The organism is Nonomuraea sp. ATR24 (genome assembly GCF_041950485.1).
Taxonomy (GTDB): Bacteria; Actinomycetota; Actinomycetes; order Streptosporangiales; family Streptosporangiaceae; genus Nonomuraea; species Nonomuraea ceibae.
Window position 1 is genome coordinate 63,957 of record NZ_JBGNUU010000012.1, and the last position, 14,660, is coordinate 78,616.

Genomic DNA, 14,660 nt, shown 5'->3' on the forward strand with positions numbered 1-14,660 from the left:
CGACAGTGCTGACGACAGTGGTGAAGGGCAGAGTTCGATGGCGTTTTTCCGTCCGCGGGTCAGCCGCGAGGCCGAGGTCCGCTTCCACGCGGATGTGGAGATCTCCAAGAGCTACCCCGCGCTGCTCGACAAGGCCCGTGAGGCCGAGAGCACGCTGCGCGACCTGCGGGCCGCCGACGCCGACGACGTCGAGCTGATGGCCGCCGGGATCGCGTTCGACCAGGCGCTGACCGAGGCGCTGCGCGCGGCCGAGGCGGGCCAGCGGGCGACGTTCGGCGTCAAGGCCTACGACGACCGGATCGCCCGCCGCAAGGCCAAGGCGACGCCGGCCGGGGCCATGTGGACCGCAGAGGTGGAGCGGCTGCGCACGCTGCGCGAGAACAACCGCATGTGGGGCATCCCGCGCGTCCCCCGCCCGGTCCCGGCCGTCCGCTGACGCTTCCGCAGACATGAGAAAGCCCCGGCCGGGTGGCCGGGGCTTTTCCTGGTGGGTGGCGGGTCAGCTGGCCCAGTCGAGCAGCGGGCGCGTGTTGCTGGGGTGGCGCAGCTTCGACAGCGACTCCTTCTCCAACTGCCTGATGCGCTCCCGGGTCAGGCCCATGTGCTTGCCGATCTCGTCGAGCGTGTGCGGCTTGCCGTCCACCAGGCCGAACCGCAGCGCCATGATCTTGGCCTCGCGCGGCGACAGGTTCTGCAGCACGCCCCGGAGCTGGTCGCCCAGGAGCTGGCGGTCGACGATCTCCGACGCCTCCGGCGAGTCGACGTCCTCGATGAGGTCGCCGATCGTGGTCTCGCCGTCCTCGCCGATGGTCGCGTTCAGCGAGATCGGCTGGCGGCTGGTGCGCAGCAGTTCCTCGATCTGGTCGGGCGTCTTGTCCAGCTCGACGGCCAGCTCCTCCGGCGTGGGCTCGCGGCCCAGCCGCTGGTGCATGTCACGCTCGATGCGCGACAGCTTGGAGAGCATCTCCAGCACGTGCACGGGCAGCCGGATGGTGCGGGCGGAGTCGGCGAAGCCGCGCTGGATGGCCTGCCGGATCCACCACATGGCGTAGGTGGAGAACTTGAAGCCCTTGGTGTAGTCGAACTTCTCCACGGCCCTGATGAGGCCCAGGTTGCCCTCCTGGACGACGTCCAGCAGGGACATGCCGCGGTCGGTGTACTTCTTGGCCACGGACACGACCAGCCGGAGGTTGGCCTCCAGCATGTGGTCCTTGGCGGCCTTGCCGTCCTCGACCACCATGAGCAGGTCGTCGCGGGCGGCGGGGGACAGGTCCTCGCCGATCTCCAGCTTGTACTCGGCGTACAGCCCGGCCTCGATGCGGCGGGCCAGGTCGACCTCCTGCGCGGCGGTGAGCAGCGTGCGGCGGCCGATCGACTTGAGGTAGGTGTGCACCGAGTCGCCCATGACCGACTGGTTGTCGTCCAGGTCGAGGGGCTCGCTCTCCAGCTCGGCCTCCTCGGCCTGCAGGACCAGCTCGTCGGGCACATCCTCGTCGCCGGTTTTTGCGTTGGCGGCCCCGGAGTCGGTAGTCTCGGGACTCGAAGCCTTCTTCCTGGTGGAGCGCTTGGCGGCGGGCTTCCTGGCGGTCTTCCGGGCCTGGGCGGGCGCCTTGGCGGGCGGCTCGTCACCGGCGGCCAGGCTCACCCCGGCGTCGGTCAGCTCGCGCAGGATCGACCTGCCCTCGGCGGGGCTGATGCCCGCGTGGGCGAATGCGTCACGCAGGTCCGCGAGAGAGAGGTGACCCTGGGCTCGCCCTCGGTCAATCAGCTGCTCGAGGGTTGCGGGTGGGGTCGCCACGGCGGTTCGGGGCATGAGGACACCTCCTCCAACGGAGTGGAAGCGATTCTGGGCGTTTTGGGTGGGGCGGCCCGGCTCCGGCCGCACGACTCACCAGTATCAATAACGCCGATCCGCGCTATTTGTTCCCGAGGGGTGAAAAACGCCCAAAAGGGTGACCGGTGGCGCTATTCGGCCAGCTCGAACTCTCCCTGCCTGACCTCCGGCATGGGCATCGGGTTGGCCTCCTCCAGGCGATCGTCCGTCCAGTAGCGGATGACCTCGTCGGGATCGGGGTTGACCTCGCTGGTCACCACGAGACCGTCGTCCGAGGGCCGCGCCGAGGGAAGCCCGGTCGGAGATGTGGACGGGGTGGGCTGCGCGGGCTGCACCACCGACTTCTCGATCACGGCCCGGGTCTGCCTGGCCTGGTCGAGCCTGCCCGCCGAGGCGGCCGCCGCGACGGAGACGCCACCGGCGATGATCACGCCGACGGCCACCGCGGATGCCCACATCTTGCGGGTCTGGTCCATGAACACTCCCTCCGTCTCTTCCCCACTATGACGCACGCACAAGTCATCAGGTTCCGGACTTGAGGCGGATCAGGTCGGTCTTCCCGTTCGCCAGCAGGGGCATGCTCGGCAGGAGCCGCAGGTCACGCGGCACGGCGTACGGCGGCAGCCGGTCGGCGCAGTAGGCCCGCAACTGGGCCAGCGTCGGCGGCGCGGCGGGGTCGGCGGGCACGACGGCGGCCACCACGAGCTCGCCCCACTCGGGGTCGGGGCGGCCCACCACGGCCACGTCGGCCACTCCGGGATGGGCGCCGATGACGGCGGCCACGGACGCGGCCGGCACCTTCTCGCCGCCGGAGTTGATGACGTCGTCGGCCCGGCCCAGCACGCGCAGCCGCCCGTCCGCCAGCTCGCCCAGGTCGGAGGTGACGAACCAGCCCCCGTCGAGCGGGCTCCCGGCACGGCCCCGGTAGCCGGAGAACAGCACCGGCCCGGACACCTCGATCCGCCCGTCCTCGCCGACCCGCACGTCCACGCCGTCGAGGGGCGCGCCGTCGTACACGCACCCGCCGCTCGTCTCGCTCATGCCGTACGTCGTCACCACCCGCGCGCCGAGCGCGGCCGCCTCGGCGAGCAGCCCCGGCCGGGGCGCGGCCCCGCCGAGCAGGACGGTGCGGAACCCCGACAGGTCGGCCCGCATCTCGACCAGCCGGTGGAGCTGGGTGGGCACCAGCGACACGTGGTCGGCGCCCGACTCCAGCACCGCCACCGGGTCGAAGCGCTCGTGCAGGATCGGCTCGCTCTCGCACAGCAGCGACCGGACGAGCACCTGGAGGCCGGAGACGTGGGAGACGGGCAGGCAGCACAGCCACCGCTCGCCCCTGGACGCGCCCAGGCGGCGCAGCGAGGCCGCCGCCGAGGCGCGCAGCGCGGCGGCGGAGAGCATCACGCCCTTGGGGGTCCCCGTGCTGCCGCTGGTGGCGATGACCACGGCCACGCCGGCAGGCACCCCGGCGCCGCCGGCGAGCCGCGCGCCGCCCGCGTGGGTGGGGCGCAGCGCCTCGACCGCGGCGGCCTCCTGGCCGGGGATCAGGGGCAGCACCGCGGGGCCGTCGCCGGACAGCGCGTCGCGGACCGCCGCGAACAGCCGCGGCCCGGCGGGCAGCGCGACCGCGTGCAGCGGGCGGTCCGGATGCGACGGGTTCCTCCACATGCTCGTAAGGTTAATGGCGTCAGATCGGGCAGCGGCGCAGGGAGGGTCGTGACGCGTTCTCCCGTGGTCTTCCGGATTCCGATGCGCACCAGGTTCCGGGGACAGACCGTCAGGGAAGGGGTGCTGCTGCACGGACCGGCGGGGTGGGGCGAGTTCTCGCCGTTCCCCGAGTACGGGCCGCGCGAGTGCGCCCGGTGGCTCGCGTGCGCGCGGGAGGCCGCCTTCGACGGCTGGCCCGCGCCGGTACGCGACGCGGTCCCGGTCAACGCCACCGTGCCGGCGGTCGGGCCGGAGCAGGCCCACGACCTCGTCCGGCGTTCCGGCTGCGGCACCGCGAAGGTCAAGGTGGCCGAGCCGGGGCAGCCGTTCTCGGCGGACGTGGCGCGGGTGGAGGCCGTGCGTGACGCGCTCGGCCCCTCGGGGCGGGTCCGGATCGACGCCAACGGCGCCTGGGACGTCGGCGAGGCCGTGCGGCGGCTCAAGGAGCTCGACCGCTTCGGGCTGGAGTACGCCGAGCAGCCGTGCGCCACGCTGGAGGAGCTGGCGGCCGTGCGGCGGGCCTGCGACGTGCCGATCGCGGCCGACGAGTCGATCCGCCGCGCCGAGGACCCGCTGCGGGTCAGGGCGGCGGAGGCCGCCGACATCGCGGTCGTCAAGGTGCAGCCCCTGGGAGGCGTGCGCGCGGCGCTGAGGGTAGTGGAGGCGTGCGGGCTGCCGGCGGTGGTGTCGAGCGCCGTGGAGACCTCCGTGGGGCTGGCCGCGGGCGTGGCGCTGGCGGCGGCGCTGCCGGAGCTGCCGTACGCGTGCGGGCTCGGCACGATGTCGCTGCTGTCGGGCGACGTGGTGGCCGATTCGCTCGTCCCCGAGGGCGGGATGCTGCCCGTACGCCGCCCGGATGTAAGTTTTGAGCATTTGTCGGATTTTGAGATTGATTGTCCGTCGTGGCTACGCCGGATGCAGGAGGCGTCACTGTGAACCCCGCTACCGCGCTGGCCACGGTCCTGGTCGACGAGCTGGTGCGCTGCGGCCTGACCGACGTGGTGATCGCGCCCGGCTCCCGCTCCGCCCCGCTCGCCCTCGCGCTGCACGCCGAGTCGCGCGTGCGCCTGCACGTGCGCATCGACGAGCGCTCGGCCTCGTTCCTGGCGCTGGGCCTGGCCAGGCGCTCCGAGCGGCCCGTCGCGCTGCTGTGCTCGTCCGGCACCGCCACGGCCAACTTCCACCCCGCCGTCATCGAGGCGAGCGAGTCGAACGTGCCGCTGCTCGTGCTCACCGCCGACCGCCCGCCGGAGCTGCGCGGCACCGGCGCCAACCAGACCATCGACCAGCTCAAGATGTACGGCACCGCGACCCGGTGGTTCGCCGAGGTCGGCGTGCCGGAGGAGCGGCCCGGCCAGGTGGCCTACTGGCGGTCGCTGGCCTGCCGCGCCTACCAGCGGGCGGCGGGCCCGGCCGACCCCGGGCCGGTCCACCTGAACCTGCCGTTCCGCGAGCCGCTGATCCCCGACGGCGACGACTCCTGGTGCGAGCCGCTCGACGGCGGCGCGGCCGGGCCGTGGGTGCGCGCCCGCGTGGCGCCGCCGCCCGTCGCCCTGCACATCGCGCCCACCCGGCGCGGCGTGCTCGTGGTCGGCGACGGCGCGGCCAACGTGCGCCGCTACGTGGCGGCGGCCGGGATGGCCGGCTGGCCGGTGCTGTCGGAGCCCAACGGCGGCGGACGCTATGGCGACCACGCCATCTCCACCTACCACTACCTGCTCGGCATGCCCGAGTTCGCCGACTCCCATCGGCCCGACGTGGTCGTCACGCTCGGCCGGCCCGGCCTGTCCCGGCCGCTGCTGTCGTGGCTGAAGCGGGCCGAGGAGCACATCGTGGTCTCGCCCGGCCTCGACCGCTGGCCCGACCCCACCCGCTCGGCCACGCAGGTGGCGCAGGCGGTGGAGATCCCGGTCGCGGCCGGCGACGACAGCTGGCTGCACGCCTGGCGGCAGGCCGACCAGGCGGCGCGCACGGCGCTCGACGACGTGCTCGACGGCTCCGGGCTGAGCGAGCCCCGGCTGGCCCGCGACCTGGCGGACGGGCTGCCCAACGGGTCGCTGCTGTTCTGCGGGTCCTCCATGCCGATCCGCGACCTGGACCAGGCGATGCGGCCCAGGCGCGGCATCAGGGTGCTGGCCAACCGGGGCGCCTCCGGCATCGACGGGCTGGTCTCGTCGGCGATGGGCGCGGCGCTGGCCCACAACGGGCCCTCCTACGCGCTGCTCGGCGACCTGTCGTTCCTGCACGACCAGAACGGGCTGATCCTCGGGCCGCGCGAGCCCCGGCCTGACCTGTGCCTGGTGGTGGTCAACAACGACGGGGGCGGCATCTTCTCGCTGCTGCCGCAGGCGGCGGTGCGCGACCCGTTCGAGCGGGTGTTCGGCACGCCGCACGGGGTGGACCTCGGCTACGTGACGGCCGCGACCGGGACCCCGTACACGCTGGTGCAGGACATCTCGGAGCTGCCGAAGGCGTTGCGCGGGCAGGGGCCGAGGGTGGTGGAGGTGCGCACCGACCGCGAGGCCAACGCGATCGTGCACGGCCACCTGCGCGAGGCCGCCCAGGAGTCGATCGCGACCTACCTCAAGGAGCTGTAGCCGGCCTCCGGCCTCCGGGGGGTCAGGGGGCGGTGAGGCCGTCGTAGGGGCCCGGCGGGGCGCCGGCCCAGGCCGGGGGCAGGAGCTGGGCGTCGAGGCCGGTGATGCGCAGCAGGCGGGCCAGCGACGCCGGGACCTCGGCCAGGACCAGCGCGGTCCCGGCCGACTCGGCGTGCAGCCGGGCGGCCACCAGCGCGCCCAGCCCGGCCGCGTCGGCGAACGTCAGCCCGCTCAGGTCGAGCACCACCTCGCCGGGCCCGCGCGCGGCGGCCTCGCGCAGGCGGGCGCGCAGCAGGGGAGTGGTGGCGATGTCGAGCTCGCCCGAGACCACGACGGTCACGCGGCCGTCACGGAGGGTGGTCGTCAGGTGGAAGTCCATGGGCGTTCGCCGTTCTCGTGCCGGGGTGGAGAAAGGGCGGCCAGGCGAAGAATACTCCACGTCGCGCCGTGGTGACAGAATGAGACCTATCCGTAGCCATCCGCGGTCACCGTTCGATGAGCGTGACCTCCAGCGAGTAGTGCGAGGCCCGGTAGACGTGCGAGCCGTGCTCGACCGCCCGGCCCTGGTCGTCGTAGGTGGTGCGGATCATGGTCAGCAGCGGGGCGCCGCGCCGTTCGTCCAGCAGTCTGGCGTCGGCCTGGTTGGCGGCGCGGGCGCCGATGCGCTGGTTGGCCACCCGCATCCGCACCCCGGCGCCGCGCAGCAGCTCGTACAGGCCGCGCACCTCCAGGTCGGCGGCGGTGATCTGGGCCAGGCCGATGGGCAGCCAGTTGTGCATGAGCGCCAGCGGCTCGCCCGCGGCGAAGCGGAGCCGCTCCACGTAGAGCACCTGGCTGCCGGGCTCGACGCCGAGGATGGCCGCGATCTGCTCCTCGACCGGGCGGGGCTCCAGGGTGAGCACCTGGGTGGCCGGCTCCTGGCCGGAGCGGCGCAGGTCGTCGTAGAGGCTCGTCAGCTCGACCGAGCGCTTGACCTGGCCGTGCACGACCTGGGTGCCGACGCCGCGCTTGCGCACGAGCAGGCCCTTGTCGACGAGATACTGGATCGCCTGGCGGATCGTCGGCCGCGACAGCCCGAGCTTGTCGGCCAGCAGGATCTCGTTGTCCAGCCGGGATCCGGGCGCCAGGTCGCCCCGCCGGATCGCTTCGGCGATCTGCTCGGCCACCTGGAAGTAGAGCGGCACGGGGCTGGATCGATCCAGGTCGATCGCCAGATTCGCGGTCATGCTGATCAGCTTAACCGAGGTCAGAATGTCCAGACAAATGCTCGCCGGACAGCAGTGCGGGCAGCTCGGCGAGCGTGGTGATGCGCGGGAATCCCGCGGGCGGCGGGGCGATGCCGAGGCGGTCCAGCCAGGCCGAGCGCATGCCGGCCGCGGCGGGGCCGCCGTTGGTCAGCACGCCCAGGCGGAACCCGCGCAGCGCGGCCACGGCCGCCGCCGCGTCGGGGTAGGCGCGCCACGCCTCGCGATAGCGGCGCGCGTACGAGGCGAAGGCCGTGTCGGGGTCGTCCGGCAGGTCCAGGCCCAGCTCCGCGCAGAGCGCCCGCACGCGGCGGCGGCGCTGCTCCTGCCAGGAGCACTCGCCCGCGTGCCAGGCCGCCAGGTGCGGCTCCTCCAGCGCCTCCCACAGCCGGGCGGCCTCGGCCAGGCGCGGGCGGCCGGGCGCGCGCTCGGCCACCCAGGCGGTGATGCCGGCGTCGGCGGCCGCCCGGTGGTCGAGCAGCGTGCCGTCGAGATCGAACAGGACGCCCCGGACCGCGCTGGTGATCACACCGTCATCCTGCCACCGGGCCGCTCCCTCGGCGATGCTCGCCCGCCTGCCGGACGTGGTCGATCATGAGACGTTCGGCGGCCGGGCCGTCGCCGGCCTCCAGGGCGGCCAGGATGCGCTCGTGCGCGTCGAGCTGGCGGGCCGCCTGGCCGGCGTCCAGCCACAGCGAGACGCCGGGCGGCACCGGGAAGCTGTTGCGCACGGCCCTGGCGTGCTGGCCGAGGAAGGCGGGGCCGCCGATGTCGGCGATCCGCAGGTGGAAGTGCCTGCTCTGCTCGGCCAGGCGGTCGAGCCTGCCCTCGGCGGCGTCGCGGGCCATCGCGGCGTGCAGCTCGCGCAGCCAGGCCAGGTCCTCGGCGGTGACGCGGGCGGCGGCCAGCCGGGCGCCCAGGCCCTCGACGACCGCGCGCAGGCCGTAGAACTCCTCCAGCGCGTCGTCGCCCAGGTCCACCACAGTGGCGCCGTGGTGCGCCTCGTAGCTGATCAGCCGGTCCTTCTCCAGGCGGCGCAGCGCCTCGCGCACCGGCGTCACCGAGACGCCGAGCCGCTTGGCGAGCGCCCCGGCGCGCAACGCGGTGCCGCCGGGGATCCGGGCCGTGCGGATCTCCTCCAGCAGGACGCTGTAGACGTAGTCGGCCTTGCTCATGGGCGGCCGGGGCTCGGTGGTCATGTGTTCCTCAGGGCCGGCGGAATTGACCTATGACATATTTCTTATAACTTACAGAACTATGACAAGCCTCGCAGACCTTCGGGTCATCGACGCCGCGACGCTGTTCGCCGGGCCCTCCGCCGCCATGATGCTGGGCGACTTCGGCGCCGACGTCGTCAAGATCGAGCACCCGCGCCGCGGCGACCCGTCACGGGGGCACGGGGCGTCGGCCGGCGGGGTCGGGCTGTGGTGGAAGTCGCTGTCACGCAACAAGCGCGCCGCCGCCGTCGACCTGTCGCGGGCCGAGGGGCAGGAGATCCTGCGCCGCCTGACCGCCCGCTCCGACGTGCTGGTGGAGAACTTCCGCCCCGGCACGCTGGAGCGCTGGAACCTGTCGCCCGAGGACCTGATCGCGGCCAACCCGAGGCTGATCGTGGCCAGGATGACCGGCTTCGGGCAGAGCGGGCCGATGGCCGGGCGGCCCGGGTTCGGCACGCTGGCCGAGGCCATGAGCGGCTTCGCCGCGATGACCGGCGAGCCGGACGGGCCGCCCACGCTGCCGCCGCTCGCGCTCGCCGACGGCATCGCCGGCCTGGCCATGAGCTACGCGATCATGGTCGCGCTGCACGCCCGCGAGCGCACCGGGCGCGGCCAGGTGATCGACATGGCCATCATCGAGCCCATCCTCGGCCTGCTCGGCCCGCAGATGACCGCCTACAAGGCGCTCGGCGTGGTGCCGCCGCGCACCGGCAACCGGTCCAGCAGCAACGCCCCGCGCAACACCTACCGCACCCGCGACGGCCGCTGGCTGGCCGTCTCCACCAGCGCGCAGCCCATCGCCGAGCGCGTCGTCACCCTCGTGGGCCGGCCCGACCTGGTCGAGCAGCCGTGGTTCGCCACCGGCGCGGGCCGGGTCCAGCACGTCGACGAGCTTGACGAGGCCGTCGCCGCCTGGATCGGCGAGCGCGACGCCGCCGAGGTCATCGCCCGCTTCGAGGAGGCGCAGGCGGCCGTCGCCCCCATCTACGACGTCACCGACATCGCCGAGGACCCGCAGTACGCGGCGCTCGGCACGTTCGTCGAGGTGCCCGACGAGGAACTCGGCTCGGTCGTCATGCAGAACGTGCTGTTCCGGCTGTCGGACACGCCGGGCGAGGTGCGCTGGCCGGGCCGCCGCCTGGGCCGCGACACCGACGAGGTGCTCGGCGAGCTCGGCTACGCCGCCGCCGACCTGGCCCGGCTGCGCGAGAGCGGGGTGATCGCGTGACGGCCCCGCCCGCGACGCCGCCGCCCGTGACGCCGCCCGTGACCTGGCTGTACGTGCCGGGCGACCGGCCGGACCGGTTCGCCAAGGCCGCCGCGTCCGGGGCCGACGTGGTGATCATCGACCTGGAGGACGCGGTCGCGCCCGCCCGCAAGGACGAGGCCCGCGCCCACGCCGTCGCCTACCTGCGCGGGCGTCCCGGCGACGGCGCGGTCCACGTACGGATCAACGACCTGGCCACCCCGCGCGGGCGCGACGACCTGGAGGCGGTCGGCGGCCTGGCGGGCGCGGTGCGGCTGCCCAAGGTGGAGCCCGGGACCCCGCTGGAGCTGGTGGAGCGGCTGGGGGCGCGGGCGTACGCGCTGCTGGAGTCGGCGGCGGGGATCGCGGGGGCGCGCGAGATCGCGGCTCATCCGAGCGTGGCGGGGGTCGCGCTCGGCGAGCAGGATCTCGCGGCCGAGCTGTCGATCACCGACGAGGGCGCGATGAACCACCTGCGGATGCGGGTGGTGCTGGCCGCGGCGGCGGCCGGGCTGCCGCCGGTGCCGATGTCGGTCTACCCGGACGTGCGCGACGAGGCCGGGCTGCTGGCCTCGTGCGCGGCCGGGCGGGGGATGGGCCTGTTCGGCAGGACCGCGATCCACCCCCGGCAGATCCCGGTGATCCGGCGGGCCTTCCGGCCGGGCGAGGAGGAGACCGCCAGGGCCGCCGAGATCGTCCGGGCCGCCGAGGAGGCCGAGGCCGCCGGGGCGGGCGCGGTGGCGCTGCCCGACGGCCGGTTCGTCGACGCGCCGATCGTCGCCCGCGCCCGCCGCACCCTGGAGCTGGCCGCCAGGCTCCGCGACGACCTGCCCTGACGGCGGCGGTCAGGGCGTCCAGCGCGCGGAGAGCTCCTCGTCGGCGGCGGGCGGGCCGGGCAGCTCGCGGTGGGCCGGCGGGATGCGCAGCGAGTCCATCATCAGGGCCAGGTAGCGGTGGCGGAGCTGGGAGGTGCGTTCCTCGTCGCCCAGCTTGATCGAGGCGATCTGCTCGAACAGCAGCGCGAGGTCGGCCACCGTCACGTCGGGGCGCAGCACGCCCGCCTCGACCGCCCGGCGGTGCACCTCCTCGGCCACCTCGGCCGAGCGCACCGCGTCATGGTAGAGCTCCTCCGTGGGGTGGAAGGTGCCCGCCAGCTTGATCGTCAGTGAGTTGGTGTCGGCGTCCACGATGCCGCGCATGTAGCCGGCGAACGCCTCCCACGGGTCGCCGTCGTCGGCGAGCGCCCGCTCGGTCACGGCGATGTAGAGCTTGAGCCCGTCGCCGCAGAGCTTCTGCAGCAGCGCCTCCTTGCTGGGATAGCGCCGGTAGAGGGCGCTGATGCCGACGCCCGCCCTCTCCGCCACGGCCGCGATGGGGGCGCCCGGATCGGCGGTGAAGACCGCCCTGGCCGCCTGGAGGATCAGCTCGTCGTTCCGTGCGGCCTGCGCCTTGCGGCCGCTCATGGGTGCGGTGGTCATGACCCCATCATACGGGAACGTACAATTCCGTTCTGACTGACGTGACTGCTTGGTCCGCATGTCTATACATAGAGTTGATATTGAGGTACAACCGGGGCGAGGCCGTTGCTCATGGAGGTGTCCGATGAGACGAACCCCGATCGTGCTGGCCCTGGCGAGCGCGCTGGCGCTGAGCGGCTGCTCGGCGCCGGCCGGACAGCGGATGCAGGAAACGGCGGCCGCGACGGCGCCCCCCGCGTCCGGCGGCGGCGGCAGCTACGCCGTCATCACCCACGGCGCCCCCGGCGACTCCTTCTGGGACGTGGTCAAGAACGGCGCCGAGGCCGCCGGCAAGCAGTACGGCGCGCGGGTCACGTACCAGGGCGACGGCGACCCCGCCAAGCAGTCCCAGCTCATCGACCAGGCGGTGTCGGCCAAGGCCGACGGCGTCGTGGTCTCCATGGCCAACCCCGACGCGCTGCGCGAGTCCATCGGCAGGGCCGTCGCGGCCGGCATCCCGGTCGTCACCATCAACTCGGGCGCCGGCGAGTCCAAGGCGCTCGGCGCGATCACGCACGTCGGCCAGTCGGAGGACGTGGCCGGGCGCGGCGCGGGCGAGCAGCTCAAGGCCGCCGGCGTGACCAAGCTCCTGTGCGTCATCCACGAGGCCGGCAACGTCGGGCTCGACCAGCGCTGCAAGGGCGCCGAGGAGACGCTCGGCGGCGCCGTCGAGCGGCTGCAGGTCGACATGAACAACCTGCCGGACGTGACCTCCAAGGTCGCCGCCAAGCTCCAGTCCGACCAGCAGGTCAACGGCGTGCTCGCGCTCAACCCGGCCGTCGCCGTCGCCGCCCGCGACGCCATCAGGGACGCCGGGTCGCAGGCCAAGCTGGCCACCTTCGACCTGTCGGCGGACGTGGTGACCGCCATCGGCGACGGCGAGATCCTCTTCGCCGTGGACCAGCAGCAGTACCTGCAGGGCTACCTGCCGATCGTCTTCCTGCACCTGTACAAGAACAACCTCAACACCGTCGGTGGCGGCCTGCCCGTCAACACCGGCCCCGGCTTCGTCACCAAGGACAACGCCCAGCAGGTGGCCGAGCTGGCCGGGGCGGGCACCAGGTGACGGACGAGCGGCTGGCCCGCGCCGGCGTGCTGCGCCGCCTGCTGATCCGGCCCGAGCTGGGCGCGGTCGTCGGGGCGATCGTGGTGTTCGCGTTCTTCGCCGCGCAGTCGCCCGTCTTCCGCTCGCTCGACGGCGTCGCCAACTGGCTCGACCCCGCCTCGACGCTCGGCATCATGGCGGTGGCGATCGCGCTGCTCATGATCGGCGGCGAGTTCGACCTGTCGGCGGGCGTGCTCACCGGCACGACCGGGCTGATCCTGGTCACGCTCGCCACCGAGTACGGCTTCAACGTGTGGCCGGCCATGCTGGTCAGCCTCGTGGTCGCGCTGGCCGTCGGGCTGCTCAACGGGCTCATCGTCACCCGCACCCGGCTGCCCAGCTTCATCGTGACGCTCGGCACGTTCCTCATGCTCCAGGGCGTCAACCTGGGCGTCACCAAGGCGCTCACCGGCACCGTCCAGGTCGGCGGGCTGCGCCAGGCCGGCGGCTACGCCTCGGCCCAGGCCGTGCTCGGCGGCACGGTCGAGGTCGCCGGCACCCCGTTCCGGGTGGCGATCCTGTGGTGGCTGCTCGTCACCGCCGCCGCCACCTGGGTGCTCATGCGGTCACGGCCCGGCAACTGGATCTTCGCGGTGGGCGGCGACGAGCGGGCCGCCCGCGCCGCCGGGGTGCCGGCCGCCCGCACGAAGATCGCGCTGTTCATGACGACGGCGTTCGCGGCCTGGCTGGTCGGCTCCATGCTGGCGCTGCGCTACACGTCCGTGCAGGCCAACATCGGCATCGGGCAGGAGTTCATCTACATCATCGCCGCCGTGATCGGCGGCTGCCTGCTCACCGGCGGGTACGGCTCGGCCGTCGGCGCGGCGATCGGGGCGGTGATCTTCGGCATGGCCGACAAGGGCATCGTGTTCCTCGGCTGGGACGCCGACTGGTTCAAGTTCTTCCTGGGGGCCATGCTGCTGCTGGCCACGCTGGCCAACCGCCTGGTCCGGCGCTACGCCGAGGAGGTGCGGCATTGATCCTGGAGACCCGCGGCATCGGCAAGTCGTTCGGCTCGGTGCTGGCGCTGCGCGAGGTGTCGATGGGCGTCGAGGCCGGGCAGGTCACCTGCGTGCTCGGCGACAACGGCGCCGGCAAGTCGACGCTCATCAAGATCCTGGCCGGGGTGCACCGGCACGACTCGGGCGCGCTGCTCGTCGACGGGGCCGAGGTGCGCCTGTCCGGGCCGCGCGACGCGCTGGAGCGCGGCATCGCCACCGTCCACCAGGACCTGGCGATGATCCCGCTGATGTCGGTGTGGCGCAACTTCTTCCTCGGCGCCGAGCCGCGCCGGGGCCTGGCCTTCGACGTGCGCACGGCGCGGCGGGTTGCCAGGGAGGAGCTGCGCGCGATGGGCATCGACATCCGCGACGTGGACCAGCCGGTCGGCACGCTGTCCGGCGGCGAACGGCAGTCGGTGGCGATCGCCCGGGCGGTCCACTTCGGCGCGCGGGTGCTCATCCTCGACGAGCCCACCTCGGCGCTCGGCGTCAAGCAGGCCGGGGTGGTGCTGCGCTACATCGCGCGGGCCAGGGACCGGGGGCTCGGCGTGGTGTTCATCACGCACAACCCGCATCACGCCTACCCGGTCGGCGACCGGTTCCTGCTGCTCAAGCGGGGGACGAGCCTGGGGGAGTACGCCAAGGCCGACATCAGCAGGGAACGGCTGACCGCGCTGATGGCCGGTGAGGCGGAGCTGCGGGCGCTGGCCCACGAGCTGGAACGGGAGTGAGATCTACGTTGTAAAGGCGCCCGGCCGGACGAATACCCTTACGGTGACAAAACACCAAATATCACCGATTAGGGAGCTGTTTCGTGTCTCGTGAAGCCGTGTGGGCCGTCATCTCCGCGATGTACGCGGCCTATACCCGGGGGGACCGCGCGGGGATCGACCGCCTGCTGCATCCGGAAGCCACGATCTTCGACTCGGCCGCGCCCGACCTGATCACCAGCAGGCAGCAGCTCGACAAGGTACGCGACGCCCGGCCCGCCGACGGCCCCGGCGAGACCGGCCTGCACGCCTACGACGAGGTCGTGGACGTGTGGGGCGACACCGCGCTGGCCCGCTACCTGCTGCGCGTGGACTACGCCTCCGGCGAGCACGAGATCGTCAGGACGACCAGCGTGCTGCGCCTCGTGGAGGGCTCCTGGCTCATCGTGCACGTCCACGAGAACACCATCTGACCTGCGCGT

General features: G+C 73.3%; 17 protein-coding genes. 9 read left to right on the forward strand and 8 right to left on the reverse strand.

The window, feature by feature from the left end; all coding sequences use genetic code 11:
* Nucleotides 1-37 precede the first annotated feature (37 nt).
* Nucleotides 38-436: a hypothetical protein gene (locus tag ACBI99_RS27000; RefSeq protein ID WP_219510455.1), complete on the forward strand. Its 399-nt coding sequence runs from the start codon at nucleotides 38-40 to the stop codon at nucleotides 434-436.
* Nucleotides 437-499: 63 nt separating this feature from the next.
* Here ACBI99_RS27000 and ACBI99_RS27005 read toward each other — a convergent pair whose 3' ends face one another.
* From ACBI99_RS27005 to ACBI99_RS27015, 3 genes are all read right to left on the reverse strand, one after another.
* Nucleotides 500-1,813: an RNA polymerase sigma factor gene (locus ACBI99_RS27005; RefSeq protein WP_219510454.1), complete on the reverse strand. Its 1,314-nt coding sequence runs from the start codon at nucleotides 1,811-1,813 to the stop codon at nucleotides 500-502.
* A gap of 152 nt (nucleotides 1,814-1,965) precedes the next feature.
* Nucleotides 1,966-2,310, reverse strand: a complete 345-nt coding sequence (locus ACBI99_RS27010; protein WP_357591685.1) for a hypothetical protein — start codon at nucleotides 2,308-2,310, stop codon at nucleotides 1,966-1,968.
* Nucleotides 2,311-2,356: 46 nt separating this feature from the next.
* Nucleotides 2,357-3,502: an AMP-binding protein gene (locus tag ACBI99_RS27015; protein WP_219510451.1), complete on the reverse strand. Its 1,146-nt coding sequence runs from the start codon at nucleotides 3,500-3,502 to the stop codon at nucleotides 2,357-2,359.
* 81 nt (nucleotides 3,503-3,583) lie between these two features.
* Between ACBI99_RS27015 and ACBI99_RS27020 the strand changes: the two genes are divergently transcribed.
* Both ACBI99_RS27020 and menD read left to right on the forward strand, forming a co-directional pair.
* The gene (locus ACBI99_RS27020) at nucleotides 3,584-4,477 is read left to right on the forward strand and encodes an o-succinylbenzoate synthase (protein ID WP_246646173.1); all 894 of its coding nucleotides are present in this window, start codon (nucleotides 3,584-3,586) and stop codon (nucleotides 4,475-4,477) included.
* Nucleotides 4,474-6,138 (forward strand): 2-succinyl-5-enolpyruvyl-6-hydroxy-3-cyclohexene-1-carboxylic-acid synthase, encoded by a 1,665-nt coding sequence (menD, locus tag ACBI99_RS27025; RefSeq protein WP_219510449.1) that lies wholly within the window; start codon nucleotides 4,474-4,476, stop codon nucleotides 6,136-6,138. Before ACBI99_RS27020 ends, menD begins: the two co-directional genes overlap by 4 nt.
* A gap of 22 nt (nucleotides 6,139-6,160) precedes the next feature.
* Here the strand turns inward: menD and ACBI99_RS27030 are convergent, their stop codons facing one another.
* The 4 genes from ACBI99_RS27030 to ACBI99_RS27045 form a co-directional block, all read right to left on the reverse strand.
* Nucleotides 6,161-6,517: an STAS domain-containing protein gene (locus ACBI99_RS27030; RefSeq protein WP_357591687.1), complete on the reverse strand. Its 357-nt coding sequence runs from the start codon at nucleotides 6,515-6,517 to the stop codon at nucleotides 6,161-6,163.
* Between the two features lie 106 nt (nucleotides 6,518-6,623).
* Nucleotides 6,624-7,364 (reverse strand): GntR family transcriptional regulator, encoded by a 741-nt coding sequence (locus ACBI99_RS27035; RefSeq protein ID WP_219510447.1) that lies wholly within the window; start codon nucleotides 7,362-7,364, stop codon nucleotides 6,624-6,626.
* Nucleotides 7,365-7,374: 10 nt separating this feature from the next.
* On the reverse strand, nucleotides 7,375-7,911 hold the full coding sequence (locus tag ACBI99_RS27040; protein WP_375073787.1) for an HAD family hydrolase: 537 nt from the start codon (nucleotides 7,909-7,911) through the stop codon (nucleotides 7,375-7,377).
* Nucleotides 7,912-7,915: 4 nt separating this feature from the next.
* A complete protein-coding gene (locus tag ACBI99_RS27045) occupies nucleotides 7,916-8,581 on the reverse strand; it encodes a GntR family transcriptional regulator (RefSeq protein WP_246646161.1) in 666 nt (221 codons plus the stop codon).
* A gap of 58 nt (nucleotides 8,582-8,639) precedes the next feature.
* Between ACBI99_RS27045 and ACBI99_RS27050 the strand changes: the two genes are divergently transcribed.
* Both ACBI99_RS27050 and ACBI99_RS27055 read left to right on the forward strand, forming a co-directional pair.
* The gene (locus ACBI99_RS27050) at nucleotides 8,640-9,827 is read left to right on the forward strand and encodes a CaiB/BaiF CoA-transferase family protein (protein WP_219510444.1); all 1,188 of its coding nucleotides are present in this window, start codon (nucleotides 8,640-8,642) and stop codon (nucleotides 9,825-9,827) included.
* Nucleotides 9,824-10,681, forward strand: a complete 858-nt coding sequence (locus ACBI99_RS27055) for an HpcH/HpaI aldolase/citrate lyase family protein (protein WP_375073788.1) — start codon at nucleotides 9,824-9,826, stop codon at nucleotides 10,679-10,681. The genes ACBI99_RS27050 and ACBI99_RS27055 overlap by 4 nt, the downstream gene beginning before the upstream one ends.
* A gap of 9 nt (nucleotides 10,682-10,690) precedes the next feature.
* Here ACBI99_RS27055 and ACBI99_RS27060 read toward each other — a convergent pair whose 3' ends face one another.
* The gene (locus tag ACBI99_RS27060) at nucleotides 10,691-11,323 is read right to left on the reverse strand and encodes a TetR/AcrR family transcriptional regulator (RefSeq protein ID WP_246646160.1); all 633 of its coding nucleotides are present in this window, start codon (nucleotides 11,321-11,323) and stop codon (nucleotides 10,691-10,693) included.
* A 124-nt stretch (nucleotides 11,324-11,447) separates the two neighbouring features.
* Between ACBI99_RS27060 and ACBI99_RS27065 the strand changes: the two genes are divergently transcribed.
* From ACBI99_RS27065 to ACBI99_RS27080, 4 genes are all read left to right on the forward strand, one after another.
* Entirely contained in the window at nucleotides 11,448-12,428 is a 981-nt protein-coding gene (locus tag ACBI99_RS27065) for a sugar ABC transporter substrate-binding protein (protein WP_375073789.1), read from the forward strand.
* On the forward strand, nucleotides 12,425-13,447 hold the full coding sequence (locus tag ACBI99_RS27070) for an ABC transporter permease (protein ID WP_219510440.1): 1,023 nt from the start codon (nucleotides 12,425-12,427) through the stop codon (nucleotides 13,445-13,447). The genes ACBI99_RS27065 and ACBI99_RS27070 overlap by 4 nt, the downstream gene beginning before the upstream one ends.
* Nucleotides 13,444-14,199, forward strand: a complete 756-nt coding sequence (locus ACBI99_RS27075) for an ATP-binding cassette domain-containing protein (protein WP_219510438.1) — start codon at nucleotides 13,444-13,446, stop codon at nucleotides 14,197-14,199. The genes ACBI99_RS27070 and ACBI99_RS27075 overlap by 4 nt, the downstream gene beginning before the upstream one ends.
* Before the next feature lie 83 nt (nucleotides 14,200-14,282).
* Nucleotides 14,283-14,651 (forward strand): nuclear transport factor 2 family protein, encoded by a 369-nt coding sequence (locus ACBI99_RS27080; protein ID WP_357591699.1) that lies wholly within the window; start codon nucleotides 14,283-14,285, stop codon nucleotides 14,649-14,651.
* The last annotated feature ends 9 nt before the right edge of the window (nucleotides 14,652-14,660 follow it).

Bases quoted from the DNA above. Each gene is read 5' to 3' on its own strand.
- ACBI99_RS27000 (WP_219510455.1), top strand. From the start codon at position 38: ATGGCGTTTTTCCGTCCGCGGGTCAGCCGCGAGGCCGAGGTCCGCTTC.
- ACBI99_RS27005 (WP_219510454.1), bottom strand. From the start codon at position 1,813: ATGCCCCGAACCGCCGTGGCGACCCCACCCGCAACCCTCGAGCAGCTG.
- ACBI99_RS27010 (WP_357591685.1), bottom strand. From the start codon at position 2,310: ATGGACCAGACCCGCAAGATGTGGGCATCCGCGGTGGCCGTCGGCGTG.
- ACBI99_RS27015 (WP_219510451.1), bottom strand. From the start codon at position 3,502: ATGTGGAGGAACCCGTCGCATCCGGACCGCCCGCTGCACGCGGTCGCG.
- ACBI99_RS27020 (WP_246646173.1), top strand. From the start codon at position 3,584: ATGCGCACCAGGTTCCGGGGACAGACCGTCAGGGAAGGGGTGCTGCTG.
- ACBI99_RS27030 (WP_357591687.1), bottom strand. From the start codon at position 6,517: ATGGACTTCCACCTGACGACCACCCTCCGTGACGGCCGCGTGACCGTC.
- ACBI99_RS27035 (WP_219510447.1), bottom strand. From the start codon at position 7,364: ATGACCGCGAATCTGGCGATCGACCTGGATCGATCCAGCCCCGTGCCG.
- ACBI99_RS27045 (WP_246646161.1), bottom strand. From the start codon at position 8,581: ATGACCACCGAGCCCCGGCCGCCCATGAGCAAGGCCGACTACGTCTAC.
- ACBI99_RS27050 (WP_219510444.1), top strand. From the start codon at position 8,640: ATGACAAGCCTCGCAGACCTTCGGGTCATCGACGCCGCGACGCTGTTC.
- ACBI99_RS27060 (WP_246646160.1), bottom strand. From the start codon at position 11,323: ATGACCACCGCACCCATGAGCGGCCGCAAGGCGCAGGCCGCACGGAAC.
- ACBI99_RS27065 (WP_375073789.1), top strand. From the start codon at position 11,448: ATGAGACGAACCCCGATCGTGCTGGCCCTGGCGAGCGCGCTGGCGCTG.